The organism is Brevundimonas sp. EAKA, assembly GCF_000698025.1.
Taxonomy (GTDB): domain Bacteria; phylum Pseudomonadota; class Alphaproteobacteria; order Caulobacterales; family Caulobacteraceae; genus Brevundimonas; species Brevundimonas mediterranea_A.
This window is the reverse complement of sequence record NZ_JMQR01000079.1, coordinates 1-14511: the sequence shown is the minus strand read 5'-3', so window position 1 is coordinate 14511 and position 14511 is coordinate 1. Positions and strand designations below refer to the sequence as shown.

At 68.1% G+C, this 14511-nt stretch carries 13 protein-coding genes; 4 read left to right on the top strand and 9 right to left on the bottom strand.

The annotated features are described in order from the left end of the window. From tsaB to ER13_RS11635, 5 genes are all read right to left on the bottom strand, one after another. Positions 1-637: tRNA (adenosine(37)-N6)-threonylcarbamoyltransferase complex dimerization subunit type 1 TsaB (gene tsaB / locus ER13_RS11655; RefSeq protein ID WP_035309430.1), on the bottom strand; the 637-nt coding region annotated here is incomplete at its 3' end. 10 nt (positions 638-647) lie between these two features. Beyond that, positions 648-1055 (bottom strand): helix-turn-helix domain-containing protein, encoded by a 408-nt coding sequence (locus ER13_RS11650; protein WP_035309428.1) that lies wholly within the window; start codon positions 1053-1055, stop codon positions 648-650. 45 nt (positions 1056-1100) lie between these two features. Then, complete coding sequence (locus tag ER13_RS11645) at positions 1101-1685, bottom strand: helix-turn-helix transcriptional regulator (RefSeq protein ID WP_035309427.1); 585 nt, start codon at positions 1683-1685, stop codon at positions 1101-1103. A 56-nt stretch (positions 1686-1741) separates the two neighbouring features. Then, a complete protein-coding gene (locus ER13_RS11640; RefSeq protein ID WP_008263738.1) occupies positions 1742-2299 on the bottom strand; it encodes a NifU family protein in 558 nt (185 codons plus the stop codon). Positions 2300-2337: 38 nt separating this feature from the next. Next, positions 2338-3885, bottom strand: coding sequence for a helicase HerA-like domain-containing protein (locus tag ER13_RS11635; RefSeq protein WP_035309425.1), 1548 nt, complete (start codon positions 3883-3885; stop codon positions 2338-2340). A 108-nt stretch (positions 3886-3993) separates the two neighbouring features. Between ER13_RS11635 and ER13_RS11630 the strand changes: the two genes are divergently transcribed. From ER13_RS11630 to ER13_RS11620, 3 genes are all read left to right on the top strand, one after another. Continuing rightward, the gene (locus ER13_RS11630) at positions 3994-5124 is read left to right on the top strand and encodes an AI-2E family transporter (RefSeq protein ID WP_035309423.1); all 1131 of its coding nucleotides are present in this window, start codon (positions 3994-3996) and stop codon (positions 5122-5124) included. Positions 5125-5471: 347 nt separating this feature from the next. Next, positions 5472-10343 carry an NAD-glutamate dehydrogenase gene (locus ER13_RS11625; RefSeq protein ID WP_035309421.1) on the top strand — a complete coding sequence of 1624 codons (4872 nt, stop codon included), beginning with the start codon at positions 5472-5474 and terminating at the stop codon, positions 10341-10343. Between the two features lie 44 nt (positions 10344-10387). Beyond that, positions 10388-10855, top strand: coding sequence for a universal stress protein (locus ER13_RS11620; RefSeq protein WP_008263601.1), 468 nt, complete (start codon positions 10388-10390; stop codon positions 10853-10855). A gap of 88 nt (positions 10856-10943) precedes the next feature. On the opposite strand, the gene ER13_RS11615 is transcribed toward ER13_RS11620, so the two are convergent. Further along, positions 10944-12056: an MltA domain-containing protein gene (locus ER13_RS11615; protein WP_081836216.1), complete on the bottom strand. Its 1113-nt coding sequence runs from the start codon at positions 12054-12056 to the stop codon at positions 10944-10946. Continuing rightward, positions 12056-12697, bottom strand: coding sequence for a TIM44-related membrane protein TimA (gene timA, locus ER13_RS11610; RefSeq protein WP_035309419.1), 642 nt, complete (start codon positions 12695-12697; stop codon positions 12056-12058). The genes ER13_RS11615 and timA overlap by 1 nt, the downstream gene beginning before the upstream one ends. A 189-nt stretch (positions 12698-12886) precedes the next feature. Between timA and secB the strand changes: the two genes are divergently transcribed. Then, entirely contained in the window at positions 12887-13417 is a 531-nt protein-coding gene (gene secB, locus ER13_RS11605) for a protein-export chaperone SecB (protein ID WP_035309417.1), read from the top strand. A gap of 35 nt (positions 13418-13452) precedes the next feature. Here secB and dnaQ read toward each other — a convergent pair whose 3' ends face one another. After that, entirely contained in the window at positions 13453-14178 is a 726-nt protein-coding gene (dnaQ, locus tag ER13_RS11600; RefSeq protein ID WP_008262038.1) for a DNA polymerase III subunit epsilon, read from the bottom strand. 6 nt (positions 14179-14184) lie between these two features. Beyond that, positions 14185-14511: dephospho-CoA kinase (locus ER13_RS11595; protein ID WP_035309416.1), on the bottom strand; the 327-nt coding region annotated here is incomplete at its 5' end.

Sequence of the window (14511 nt, the reverse complement as noted above, 5' to 3'; positions counted from 1 at the left end):
GCGGGGCGTCCGGCGCGCGAAGATACAAGGGGCGGGGCGGATGGTCGGCGGGATCGGCCGCGGCGACCAGTCGCCCCAGGGCCTGGGCCGACGGCGCGACGCGGGGGTCCATGGACGCCATGCTCAAGTCAGGAAAGGCCTCGACCAGGACGGCGGCGCCGGAGCCGACCAGTCGAACCTCTTTCCCCAGGGCGGTGATTCGTCGCGCCGCCTCGTCCAGCGACAAGGCCTCGTCCGGACCGACGGCCGCGCCGTCGATGAACAGCTTGGCGTAGACCTGGCCTCGCCGGGCGTCGATCAGGGCCGCGACCGGCGGTCCGGCCGAATCCACAGACGCGGCCAGTCCATCCAGGGCCGACACCCCGACCACCGGCAGATCCAGGGCCGCGCCCAACCCCTGGGCGAAGGCCAGACCGACCCGCAAGCCGGTGAAGGAACCGGGTCCGACAGTGACCCCGATCCGATCCAGGGCATCGAACCCCCCGCCGGCCTCGGCCATGACGTCGCGCACCAGACCGCCCAGGCGTTCCTGATGGCCCTTGGCCATGGGTTCGAAACGAACGGCCAAGGGTCGCTCGTCCTCGAACACCGCCGCCGTGCAGGCGCCGAGCGCCGTATCGATCACCAGAAGTCTCATGGCGCGCCTTCTAGGCCGCGCGAGACAGAACCTCCACCAGTCGCGTCAGGGCCTGACGCACCGCGCGGTCTTCGATGCGGGAAAAACCGACGGCCATCGCCCGGCCTTCCGGTGTCGCAGCCATGGCCCGCATCATCGACAGTTCGGGGATTTCGGCCTCGTCCGTCGGCTCGGGAAAGAAGGCTCCGACGGGCAGTCCAAGGGCCAGGGCCAGATTGTGCAGTCGCGAGGCCGAGATCCGGTTCTGCCCACCTTCGTACTTCTGAACCTGTTGGCAGCTGACCCCGATCAGGGCGCCCAGTGCGGTCTGCGACAGACCCAGGGCCGTGCGCCGTGATGCGATCCGGGCGCCGACGACGGCGTCCAAGGGTTCCGGCGCGCGGGCCGTCTGGCGAGCAGTAGGGGGCGTCCTGTCCATGCCGGAACGATCTCACAACCTTTCCGCGTATGCAACCTTTTCGTTTCATGATTCGCGGCGGGCGATCACGGCCGAGATGCGGGCCACGGACTGGCGGTCGATCACCTCCGCCCGGTCCAGCGCGCCCACCCCCCGGACATGGAGGCGGTCGTCCTCGGACCGGTCAAAGAGGCGCGGGCGTAGATCGCCGTCCTTCATCTCGATGACGCAGCCCTGGCCGCCCCTGGGCCACAGGTCCGGTTGGTATTCGAGAATGACGCCTGGTTCGGCCCAGGGGGAGAGGGCGTCATCGCGAACCTTCAGGTGTTTCACGACGACAGGCGGCGGGCCGTCGAAGCCGCGTCCCCGGCTTTCCAGGCCTGTCGCGGCCGGATCGACGTGCGGCGTCTGGGCGCCCGAAACGAGCAAGGCCAGGGCTTCGGGCGTGGCGTCCAGCGCCCCGGTCAGGCGACGCTGGACATCGGGCCGGAACAGGCCGGGCCGGCGACCGGATTCATAGAGGCCCCAGCCCTGGCTGGTCATGTCCAGACGCGCCCCGGCCTCGGCCTGGGACAGGCCGCGTCGACGGCGCAGGGCGGCCAGGGCCTCGCCCAGACGAAGGACTTCAGGATCAGGAACGAAACGCGGCATGGAGGCCGAGGATGGCGCCCCGCCGCACGTCTGGCGAGAACGAAAACGTCAGTCGGTCAGAGGGTCTGCTCGACCCGCGTCACCTCGGGCACATAGTGGCGCATCATCTGTTCAACCCCGGCCTTCAGCGTCGCCGAAGAGGAAGGGCAGCCGGAACAGGCGCCGCGCATCCGCAGGCTCAGCACCCCGGTCGCCTCATCGAAGGCGTCGAACAGGATGTCGCCGCCGTCCTGGGCCACGGCGGGTCGGATGCGGCTGTCCAGCAGGGCCTTGATCTCGGCCACGATCTCGCTGTCGTCCTCGGCATGGGTCTCGGTTTCAGACCCCGCGACGGTCAATGGCCGGCCCGAGACGAAATGATCCATGATGACGCCCAGGATCGGGGCCTTCATCTCCGACCAGTCCGGCCCGCGCTCCTGTCGGGTCACCGACACATAGTCGGCGCCGAAGAAGACGCCGTCGACGCCCTCGAGTTCGAACAGGGCCTCGGCCAGGGGCGAGGCGGTCGCCGCGTCGATGGTGCGGTAGTCCAGCACGGCGAGCGGAGAAACCTCGCGGCCCGGCAGGAACTTCAGCACATTGGGATTGGGCGTGGGTTCGGTCTGAATGAACATGGGCGGGAGATGCGCTCGCCCCCGCCCCGTTGCAAGACCTAGCGCCGCTTCAGCCCGCCCAGCAATCCCCGCAACAGTTCGCGGGTGAGGGTGGACCCGGCCGTGCGCAACACCGACTTGGTCAGGGCCTCCATCGGGGTCTGACGATTGGAGGTTCTGGCGCGCGGCGTCGTCCGGGCCCGTTCCCTGACGTCCGCCCTGACCGCCTTCTCGTTCGATTTCGCCTGAGCTTCGGCGGCCTTGGCGGCCTTGGCGGCGTCCGACTGCGCCCTGGCCTGAGTCTCGGCCCGATCGGTGGCGGCATGGCGGGCCGCGAGGATTTCCTCGGCGGATTCGCGGTTCAGCGTCTGGTCGTAGAGGCCGCGCACCGGGCTGGCGGCCATGACGGCGGCGCGCTCGGCCTCGGTCGCCGGGCCCAGGCGCGAGGCCGGCGGGCGGATCTTCGTGCGGGCCACGACGGTCGGGGCGCCTTTCTCGTCCAGGACCGAGACCAGGGCCTCGCCCACGCCCAGGCCCTGGATGGCCTCGGCCGTGTCGAAGGCGGGATTGGCGCGGAAGCTCTGCGAGGCGGCCTTCAACCCCTTCTGTTCCGACGGCGTATAGGCCCGGAGCGCGTGCTGGATACGATTGCCGAGCTGGGCCAGGACGCTGTCGGGAATGTCGGCTGGATTCTGGGTGACGAAATAGACGCCCACCCCCTTGGACCGGATCAACCGCACCACCTGTTCGACCTTGTCCAGCAGGGCGCGCGGGGCGTCGTCGAACAGCAGATGGGCCTCGTCGAAGAAGAAGACCAGGCGCGGCCGGTCGGGATCGCCCACCTCCGGCAGCTGTTCGAACAGCTCCGACAACAGCCACAGCAGGAAGGCCCCATACAGGCGCGGGCTGTTCATCAGCCGCGTGGAGTCCAGCACATTGACCTGACCGCGCCCGTCGAGGCCGACGCGGATCATGTCCTCCAGCTTCAGGGCCGGTTCACCGAAGAAGGCGTCGCCGCCCTGTTGCTCAAGCTGCAGCAGGGCGCGCTGGATGGCGGCGATGGAGGCGGGGGCGACATTGCCGACCTCGCGGCCGATCCGCTCGGCGTTCTCGCCCACATAGACCAGCAGACTGCGCAGATCGCCCAGGTCCAGCAGCAGCAGGCCCTCCTTGTCGGCGATATGGAAGACGACGGTCATCACGCCTTCCTGCACCTCGTTGAGGCCCAGCATCCGGGACATCAGCACCGGACCGATCTCTGACACGGTGGTGCGGATCGGGTGGCCCTTCTGTCCGTACAGGTCCCAGAAGACGGTCGGAGCCGCTCGCGGCGTCAGGGTCAGACCCATTTCGGTCGCCCGGGCGATCAGCTTCTCGTTCGGCGTTCCGACCTGGGAAATGCCCGAAAGGTCCCCCTTCACATCGGCGCAGAAGACCGGCACCCCGGCGTCAGAGAAGCCCTGAGCCATGATCTGAAGGGTGACCGTCTTGCCGGTGCCAGTGGCGCCGGCGACCACGCCGTGTCGGTTGGCGCGGTGAAACAGCAGGGCTTCCGGCTGGGCGGCGTCGGACTGGCCGAGGAATAGGCCGGCAGGGGCGTCGGACATGAAAAGTCTCCAGAGAACCGGCTAGGTCTAGCGCAGAGCCCCGCGCGTCGGAACCGTCGCTGTTCGTGCGTGTTGACGCCGCTCGGCCCGCCGCCGACAAGGATCGCCATGAAGAACCCCCTCACCATGCAGTCTTCGGCCGTATCGCGGAACGCCGCCGCCCTGATCGCGACCGTCGCGGCGGGCGCGGCCGTCTACTGGCTTCGGGACATACTGACGCCTCTGGCCATGGCCCTGTTCCTGCTGATCATGATCGACGGGGTGAAGCGGACCGTGGCGGCCCGGACCCCGCTGAACGACCGCTGGGCCGGTGTCGCCGCCCTCGTATTGGTGGTCCTGGCCTTCTTCGCCTCCATCGGCATCATCGTGAACGGTGCGGCGGGCTTCTTCGGCGAAGCCTCGGGCGTTTCGCAGAATATCGGGCCGCGCATCGATCAGATCATCCGCGACGTCTACGGCATGGCGCGCCTGAACAATCCGCCGACGGCCCAGGAGCTGATCAACGGCGTCGATATTCGCGGCTATGTCGCCTCCATCGCCATACAGGCCCAGGGCATCGCCTCCGGGGCCTTCTTCGTCATGGTCTACCTGGGCTTTCTCCTGGCCTCGCAGATCGGCTTCCGACGCAAGATCGTCACCATGTTCCCGCAAAAGCGCCAGCGCGACGAAGCGATCGCAGTGTTCGAACGGGTTCGCGGCGGGGTCGAGGGCTATATCTGGGTCCAGACCGTCACCGGCGCCATGATCTGCGTCGTGGCCTGGATCCTGATGCGCGCCGTGGGGCTTCAGAACGCCGAGTTCTGGACCTTCGTCATCTTCATCGTCGGCTTCATTCCGGTGCTGGGCGGGGCCGTGGCGGGACTGGCGCCCCCCCTGTTCGCCCTGGTGCAATTCCCCAGCTACTGGCCGGCCCTGATCCTGCTGGTCGGGCTTCAGACCATATTGTTCATCGTCGGCAATATGATCCAGCCGCGGATGCAGGGCGACAACCAGAACATCGACCCCGTCGTGGTCCTGCTGTCCCTGGCCTTCTGGGGCAAGCTGTGGGGCGTTGTGGGCATGTTCCTGTCCACCCCTCTGGCGGTCATGGCCATGGCGATCCTGGCTGAATTCCAGGGATCACGCTGGATGGCCATCCTGCTGTCGGGCGACGGCGAACCCTATGCCGACGAGGGCAAGTCGAACCGGAAGAAGGCGGGCGAGACCGAGACGGAAACAGAGGGCAGGGCCGGAGCCTGAACCTGCGGCGCCGCGCCACATCGAAAGCCGTGTTTTCGTCTCTTGAACCTCAAACAAGGCTTCCCATCTGATCCTTACCGCTGCGGGACATTCCCCTCCGAACCGCAGCGAAGCGACCGACGCACACTCCCCTCCCCGAGCGTCGTTCGCGCAGGCCGCCGAGTTCCCCCGCTCGGCGGCCTTCTCGTTTGTGGCGCCGCACAATTCTTCCAACCTGAACGCTGTTCATGAGAATCTTCGATCATCGGGGGCTTCCCGCGCGACCGGACCTGGCCTAGTCAACGCTGTGGCGCCTCGTCGCGCCGTGCCCCTTGCGGCCAAGGCCGCGTCGCCCGAGACTGTAGTCCATGACCGCCCTCGATCCGCGCCCCGTCCCGGTTCAGCCGATCTCCTCGGCCGCCCTGGAAACCTCATTCGCGCGGATTCTCGGCACCAGCCCCGGCAAGCCGGAGCAATCCTTCCTCGCCCAGGCGCACGAGGACTACGCCGCAGACGAGACCCCCGAGCTGGACGGCGAGGATCTGGCCGCGCTCCTAGCCGCCTCGTGGCGGGCGGCCAAGGACTATCCGGCCGGTTCAGCTCCCCTGATCACCGTCGGCCCCCTGGCCGGCGCCGACGGCCAGGCCCTGGACTATGACCTGGTCCGCATCGTCCAGACGGACGCCCCCTTCCTGGTCGACAGCGTCATGGGCGCCCTGGCCGAGGCCGGGGTCTCGGTGCGCGCCCTGTTCCACCCGGTGGTCAAGCTGGGTGATCGCCGTCTGTCGGTGATCATGCTGGTGATCGACGGCGCTCCGCAGGAGCGGCGTGACGCCCTGGGCGAGGGCCTGGCCGAGTGCCTGACCGACGTCCACGCCGCCGTGGCCGACCACGAGGCCATGACCGGCCTGATGCGTCAGGCCATGCAAAGGCTGGAGGCGACGCCGCCAAGCGTCGATCCGGCGGTTCTGGCCGAAAACATCGCCTTCCTCAAATGGCTGAAGAGCGATCATTTCGTCTTCCTGGGCGCTCGCGACTATAACTACCCCCTGAAGGCCGACGGCGACTACGAGGCCGAGGCTCCGTTGAGCCAGTCGAGCGCCGGTCTGGGCATACTGGCCGACCCCGACCGCACCGTTCTGCGTCGCGCGTCGGAACCCGCCGTCCTGACCCGTCAGATGCGCCGGCAGCTGGATCTGAGCGACCCCGTCACGGTGGCCAAGGCCAACGCCCGGTCCCGCGTTCACCGGCGCGCCTACATGGATTATGTCGGGGTCAAGCGTTACGGCGCGGACGGCAAGGCGACGGGCGAGACGCGGTTCGTCGGCCTGTTCACCTCCGACGCCTATGACCAGCTGGCGATCGAAACGCCGCTGATCCGCCGCAAGGTGGCCAATGTGCTGAGCCGTGCCGACAAGGCGCCTGGCAGCCATAACGAAAAGCGGCTGCGCAATATTCTCGAGAATTATCCGCGCGACGAACTGTTCCAGATCGGTGAGGACGAGCTTCTTTCCATCGCCCTGGGCATACTTCACCTCTACGACCGGCCGCGCATCCGCCTGTTCACCCGCCAGGATCCGTTCGACCGGTTCGTCTCGGTCCTGTGCTTCGTCCCGCGCGAAAAATTCGATTCCTCGGTGCGCGAGCGGATCGGCCAGATCGTCGCCCGCGCCTGGGGCGGCCGGATCTCGGCCTGGTATCCGCAACTGTCGGACGCCCCCCTTGTGCGGGTCCATTTCATCATCGGCGTGACGCCGGGCGACCATCCGGTCCCCGACGCCGCCCAGCTTGAACATGATGTGGCCGAGGCCGGGCGCGGCTGGGTCGAGCGGTTCGAAGCCGCCCTGCGCCGCGCCGACGTGGCCGATGTCGAGGTCGGGCCGCTGAGCACCCGCTGGGCCCGCGCCTTCGGCGCCGCCTATCGCGACCGCTATGACGCCGACGAGGCCGCGATCGATCTGGGCGAGATGGACCGGTTGAACGCGACGGGACACGTCGGAGCCGGAGAATCGGTGGCGGTCCGCGCCTTCCGCAACGCCGACGACAGCCGTCTGCAGTTCCGCTTCAAGCTCTATCGCCGCGGCCCGTCGGTGCCCCTGTCGGACGTCCTGCCGATCATGGCCGACATGGGTCTGAAGACCCTGGAGGAGTACGGCTATCCGATCCGGCCGCTGGGCGAGGAAGAGATCCACGTCCACGAATTCCTGATGGAGGATCCCCGCGGCGAGGCCCTGGTCTTCGCCGATGTGAAAGGCCCGTTCGAACGGGCCTTCGCCGCCGTGTGGAATGGCCGCACCGAGAGCGACGGTTTCAACCGTCTGGTGGTCGAACTGGGCATGGAATGGCGCGAGGCCGCCCTGATCCGCACCCTGGCCCGTTATCGTCAACAGACGGGCCTTGATCCGTCCCAGTCGGTGCAGGAAGAGGCCCTGCGCGAATATCCCGACCTGTCGCGAGCCCTGCTGTCGCTGTTCAAGGCCCGGTTCGACCCTGCGGACGGCGCCGTTGAGGCCCGCGAAGGCGCGGTAGCCGAACTGAACGCCAAGATCACGACCCTGTTGCAGGACGTGAAGAGCCTGGACCACGACAAGGCCCTGCGCCGGATGGCCGCCTTGATCGGCGCGATCAAGCGAACCAACTATTTCCAGCTGGGTTCCGACGGCCTGGCCAAGCCGCACATCTCGATCAAGATCGCCTCGAGCGAGCTGGAAGATCTGCCGCTGCCCAAGCCCTATCGCGAGATCTTCGTCTGGGCGCCGCACGTCGAGGGGGTGCATCTGCGCTTCGGACCGGTGGCGCGGGGCGGTTTGCGCTGGTCAGATCGGCGCGACGACTTCCGCACTGAGGTGCTGGGCCTGGTCAAGGCGCAGCAGGTCAAGAACGCCGTCATCGTTCCGGTCGGTTCCAAGGGCGGCTTCTATCCCAAGCAGCTTCCACGCACGACCGATCGCGAGGCCATTCAGGGCGAGGCCATCCGCGCCTATCGCACCTTCCTGTCGGGCCTGCTGGACATCACCGACAACATCGCCGCCGACGGTTCTGTGGCCCGCCCCGCCCATGTCGTGGCCTGGGAAGGCGACGACCCCTATCTGGTCGTCGCGGCGGACAAGGGCACGGCGACCTTCTCCGACATCGCCAACGGGGTCTCGGCCGCCTACGGCTTCTGGCTGGGCGACGCCTTCGCCAGCGGCGGGTCGATCGGCTATGACCACAAGGCCATGGGCATCACCGCGCGCGGCGCCTGGGAGGCGGTCAAACGCCACTTCCGCGAGATCGGTCCGCGCGCCAAGGTCTGGGACATCCAGACCGAACCCTTCACCATGGTGGGCGTGGGCGACATGTCGGGCGACGTCTTCGGCAACGGCGCCCTGCTGTCCAAGGCGACCAAGCTGATCGCCGCCTTCGATCACCGCGACATCTTCATCGATCCCACGCCCGACCCCGCCGCCAGCTGGACCGAACGCAAACGGCTGTTCGACCTGCCGCGTTCGTCCTGGCAGGACTATGACAAGGGTCTGATTTCCCAGGGCGGCGGCGTCTTCTCGCGGTCCGCCAAGTCGATCCAGCTGACGCCTGAAATCAAGGCGGCGCTGGACATCACGGAAGACGAACTGGATCCGGTCAGCCTGATCCGGGCCATCCTGAAGGCGCCGGCGGACCTGCTGTATCTGGGCGGCATCGGCACCTATGTGAAATCGGCGGCCGAGACCGACGCCCAGGTCGGCGACAAGGGCACCGACGCCCTGCGGATCAACGCCGACGAGCTGCGGGTCAAGGTGGTGGGCGAGGGCGCGAACCTGGGCTTCACCCAGGCAGGCCGCATCGTCTTCGGCCAGGGCGGCGGCCGGATGAACACCGACGCCATCGACAACTCGGCCGGGGTCGACACCTCGGACCACGAGGTCAACATCAAGATCCTGGTCGGGTCGGCCGTGACCAACGGGGTCCTGCCGGCCGAGGACCGCGCCCCGCTGCTGGCCTCGATGACCGAGGAGGTGGGCCTGAAGGTGCTGGCCCATAATTATGACCAGACCCTGGCCCTGACCTTGCAACAGGCCGAAGGCGCGACCGCCCTGGACGCCCAGCAACGCTTCATGCAGGCCCTGTCGGCGCGCGGCAAACTGGACCGCAAGGTCGAAGGCCTGCCGAACGACGCCCGCATCAAGGAGATGATGGCCGCCGGGATTCCGCTGGCCCGGCCGGAACTGGCGGTGCTGACCGCCTACGCCAAGCTGGAGCTGTCGGAAGAAATCGTCGCCTCACGCGCGCCGGAAGACCCCTTCTTCGAACAGACCCTGGTCCGCTATTTCCCGCAGGCCCTGGCCCGGTTCGAGCCGGAGATGAAGAGCCACCGTCTGCGGCGCGAGATCATCGCCACCGTCATGGCCAACGAAGTCGTCAACATGTGCGGTCCGACCTTCCCGGACCGGCTGCGCGGCTCCGCCGAGTGCGACACCACCGCCCTGATCATCGCCTTCGAGGCGGCGCGGCGCGTGTTCCGCCTGGACGAGGCCTGGGACGCAGTCTCGGCCCTGGACCTGAAGATCTCGGCCGAGGCCCAGACCGCCCTCTATCGCGAGATCGCCGTGGTGCTGCGTCGCCAGACCTTCTGGCTGGCCCGTCGCGCCAAGGCCGGGGCTTCGGTCCAGGGCCTGATCGACCGCTATCGTCCGACCGCCGACGCGCTTCAGGCCGAGGGCGCGCCGGTTCTGTCGCGGTTCGAACAGGGCCGTCTGGATGATCGTGTCGCCATCTTCGCCCATCATGGAGCGCCGCAGGATCTGACCCGCCGCATCGCCATTATGCGCCCCCTGGTGGCCGCCGCCGATATCGGCGATCTGGCCCAGGAGAGCGGTTGGCCGGTCGCGGCCATGGCGCGGCTGTATCACCAGGTCGGCGCCGCCTTCGACTTCGACCGGTTGCGCGCCGCCGCCGGTTCGATCCCGTCGATCGATCATTTCGACCGACTGGCCGTGCGTCGCATGATCGAGGACCTGATGAACGAACAGTCGACCCTGACCCGCGCCGTGGCCCGGGTCTCGGACGCCGCGGTCGGGGTCAGCGAGGATGCGGCCGAGGGCGCCGTGGACGCCTGGATCGGTTCGAAACTGGCCGTGGTCGAAGGCGTGCGCGCCACGGTGGACGAGATCGAACAGTCCGGATCGGGCTGGACCTTCGCCAAGCTGACCATCGCCAATGCAGCGATCCGCGATCTGGCGTCCGCAGCGGTGAGTTCTTGAAGACGTCTTCGGCGCTGGGCCGATAGGCGGGCAGGGGAGCCGGCATGCCGAGAAAATTCCTGGTCGTCGTCGATGACAGTCCCGAGTTCGAGGCGGCGCTGCGCTTCGCCTGCCGACGCGCGCGCTCGACCGGCGGACGGGTGGTCATGCTGCGGGTTCTCCCGTCCAACAGCGACGCCCACTGGTCTGGCGTTCGTGAGGAAATCGAACGCCAGCAGCGGGAAGAGGCCGAAACCCTGCTGAACCGGCTGGGGGAGGAGGCGCTGGAGCGATCCGGCGCACCGCCCGTCTTCCTGATCGAACAGGGCGAGGCCCAGGGCGCGATCAAGAAGGTGGTCGGCGACGATCCCGACATCAAGATTCTGGTTCTGGCCGCCGGGACCGGGTCGCGGGGACCGGGGCCGCTGGTGTCGGCCATCATCAAACAGGGGGCGCAGCTGGGCGGGCGCAAGCTGCCGGTCACCATCGTTCCCGGCGAGCTGACCGAGGCCGAGATCGAGGACCTGGCCTAGACGTAGCCGGGGCTTAGGCCGAGGCGGACACGGTCCGCCCCTATTGCCACGCCACGCGCGGCAATATCGCGGCGACCCTGACCGTCGCCTAGCCTTTCGGCACCAGTCGCCACATGTGCAGAGGGTGACGCACTGTGCCGGCCTCGGCCCCGGCGGCGTCGCCCCGGCCCATATAGAGGTCGGCGCGGACCGGGCCCCGAATGGCCGAACCGGTGTCGAGCGCCATGGCCAGGCCCCGATACGAGGCCGTGGCGCCGCGCAGGTTTCCGCCATCCGCGTCCAGCCACACCAGTTCGCCATAGCGCCACTGGGACGGATCGACGGCGACAGCCCGACGCTCGGTCAGGGGCACGCCCGCCGCCCCGGCCGGATGTCCGTCGTCATCCGGGTCGAGCCGGAAAAAGATGTAGCGTGGATTCAGCGCCATGACCGTCTGGGCTTCATAACCCCGGTGTTCGGCCAGCCAGGCGCGGATGGCGTCCCCCGAGGTTCCGTTTTCCGGCAACAGGCCCTGGCGCGCCATGGGTCGGGCGATGCCGACGAAGGGGCGGCCGTTGTCGGCGGCGTAGGCGGCGCGGGCGCGCGACCCGTCCTCGAACGTCAGATAGCCGGAGCCCTGGATCTGCAGGAAGAACAGGTCCTCGGCCCGCATCCAGGCCAGGGCCTGATCGGGGCGGGCGTTGGATTCCACCATCGCCCGGTCGCCGGCGCCGCGCGGATCGGCGGGCTTGGGCAGCACAGGCGCAGAAAACTCGTCGTCCGGGACACGGCGCGCCGGATATTCCGGCGCGAAATAGGCCGTCAACAGGCCCGGGCGGCCGTCGGCGGCGACGGCGGGAACGGCGCTGAAGTTCGCTTCAAAAAAGGCGCGTGCGCTCGACGGGGTCACGCTCGTCGTGGCCGCCATGGTCTTGGCCTGGCCGCAGACCCCCCGAGCGGCGGCGTCGCGCGCCGCGCCGCATCCGTCGAGATAGGCGTGGAAGGCCGCCAGATGATCTTCGTCGTTCCAACCCGGCAAGACGGCGGGACTGAGAGCATCGGACGGCGAGGGCGGGGGAGCGGCCGGACCGGACGAGGGGACATAGGACGTGGGCCCTGTTCCCGGAACGGTCGGCGTCGCGGGGCCGGTGGAACAGGCGGCGACGGCCAGGACCGACGCCAGAAGGGACGTCTCCCGGACCCGCCGCAGAATGGCCGACATCAGGCGTTGGCCGGCTCGACGCGGGCCAGGACCCAGTTGGGATCGGCGGCGCCCAGGGTGCGTTCGAAGGTCCAGTGTTCGGCGGTGCGGCGTTCCTCGACCAGGGGCTCGCCGGTGACGGAATCGGCGGTGTCGCCCGAGGCCTTGGTCACGCGGCTGCGCAGTTCGGCCAGGAAGCGGACCTTGGCCACCGCCTTGTCCCCCTGGACGGTGGCGCCTTCCAGGTCCGCGCGGGGCGGGAAGAGGAATTCGACGGTCTCGGTCTCGCCGCGCGTCTCGCGCGCCGCGATGCCGGCGTCGAAGGAGGCCATGACATTGGGCGTCAGGAGCGGCGTCAGGGCCGCGCGGTCGCCGGCGGCGTAACCGCGGACGATGGTCTCATAGGCCTGACGCGCGCCCTCGACGAAACGATTGGGGTCGAAGGCCGGATCGCGCGCCTTCAGCCCGGCGATGGAAGCGAGGGTGGCGGCGTCCAGGGCCGGGGTTTTGGAGACCTCGGCCGTGGCCGTCTGCGACGAGGGGAGGACCTTGGCGTCCTCCTGCGGCTGACGGCCGACTCTCTTGCCCAGCACATTATAGAGCTGGAACAGGACGATCGCCGCGATGACGGCGAAAATCACGATCTGGAACTGGACCGGCAAGGGGACTTCCTGACTGTCGGCGCGTGAGCGAGGGTGCGCCATGGAGACGATTACGGGCTCATATAGGACGGCGCAAGGCGGCGCGCGCCCCCTGTCGAGCAAGCGACGTTGCGGCCAAGCGTCTCGGCGTGGTAGTCGCGGCGCCTTATTCCCGGCCCAATCGGCCTTTTTCCGCAATCGAAGACGCCCATGACCGACGCCGCTCCGCCCGCCGACACCAACGCCCAAAACGGGGCCCCGACCGGGACCCAGCCGCAGCAAGGCCAGCCCGCCGGTCCCGGCTTCCGCATTCTGGCGCAATATGTCCGCGACTTCTCGTTCGAGAACCCGCGCGCGCCGGAATCCCTGCGTATCGACGGCAAGCCGGCCATCGACCTGGGCGTCGAAATGTCGGCCCAGGGCCGTCCCGACGGTCTGTTCGAACTGGACCTGAAGCTGTCGATCAAGGCCAGCCACGAAAACCAGGCGGTCTTCCACGTCGAGCTGGTCTATGGCGGCCTGTTCCAGCTGGCCAATGTCCAGGAGCAGGACATCGAGCCCCTGCTGCTGATCGAATGCCCGCGCTATCTGTTCCCGTTCGCCCGCGAAATCATCTCGCGCGCCACCGCGGACGGCGGCTTCTATCCGCCCTTCATGCTGGACCCGATCGACTTCGCCGCCATCTATATCGCGCGCCAGCAGCAGATCGCCCAGCAGCCGGTCGAAACGGGCCAGGCGTAAGCACAATTCCCCCTCCTCTCATGGGGGGAATTTGACTAAGCCGCCTCTTCCTCGACCCTGACTCCATAGGCTTCCCACAGGGCGCGGTCCTTCAGAGCCTTAGCCAGGAAGGCGATGTGGGCGGCCTGTTCCTCCGGGCTCGAACGCAGGGCCAGCGGCTGGGGACGCGGGCCGTAGGCGGCGGTCGGGACGGCGACGCCTGCCGAACGACCCGCGACCGGCGCCGACGACAGGTCCAGCACCCGCTCCTTGCCGCCGCGAAGCTCCAGATAGACCTCGGCCAGCAGGCGGGCGTCGATCAGGGCGCCGTGAAGCGTGCGTTCGACCAGCGACACCTTGAACCGCTTGCACAGCGCGTCCAGCGAATTGGGCATGCCCGGGAACCGGGCCTGAGCCAGTTTCAGCGTGTCGATCCAGCGCGTCTCGCCCGTGATCGGCCGGCCGCACAGCTTGTATTCGAAGTCGATGAAGTTGCGGTCGAATCCGGCGTTGTGGGCGATCATCGGCGCGTCGCCGATGAATTCGATCAGATCGTCGGCGATCTCGTGGAATTTGGGGGCGTCCTTCACCTTGTCGTCGGTGATGCCGTGAACCCGGATCGCGTCGGGAGGGATCAGGCGTTCCGGATTGACGAACCGGTGAAAGGTGCGGCCGGTCGGCAGCAGGTCCTGAATCTCGATACAGCCGACCTCGATCAGCCGGTCGCCCGTCTTGGGGTCGAAGCCGGTGGTTTCGGTGTCCAGAACAATCTCGCGCGCCATTGGCTCTTAATGGAGTCGTTCGTCGCTTTGCGGAAGACCGGCTTTACCGTGACGCGGAGATATCCACGCCGGATCCAGCACGGTCTCGACTATGGCCGCCACATCGGCACGCGCCGCTTCGAGCCCACGGCCCGTATCGATGACGAAATCGGCGCGGGCGCGCTTTTCGGCGTCCGGCATCTGGCGGGCCAGAATGGCTTCGAACCGCTCGCGGGTCATGCCGGGGCGGGCCAAGACGCGTTCGGCCTGGATCTCTGGGTCGGCGGTGACCACGACCACCGCGTCCACATGGGCGTCGCCGCCGGTTTCGAACAGCAGAGGGATGTCCAGCAC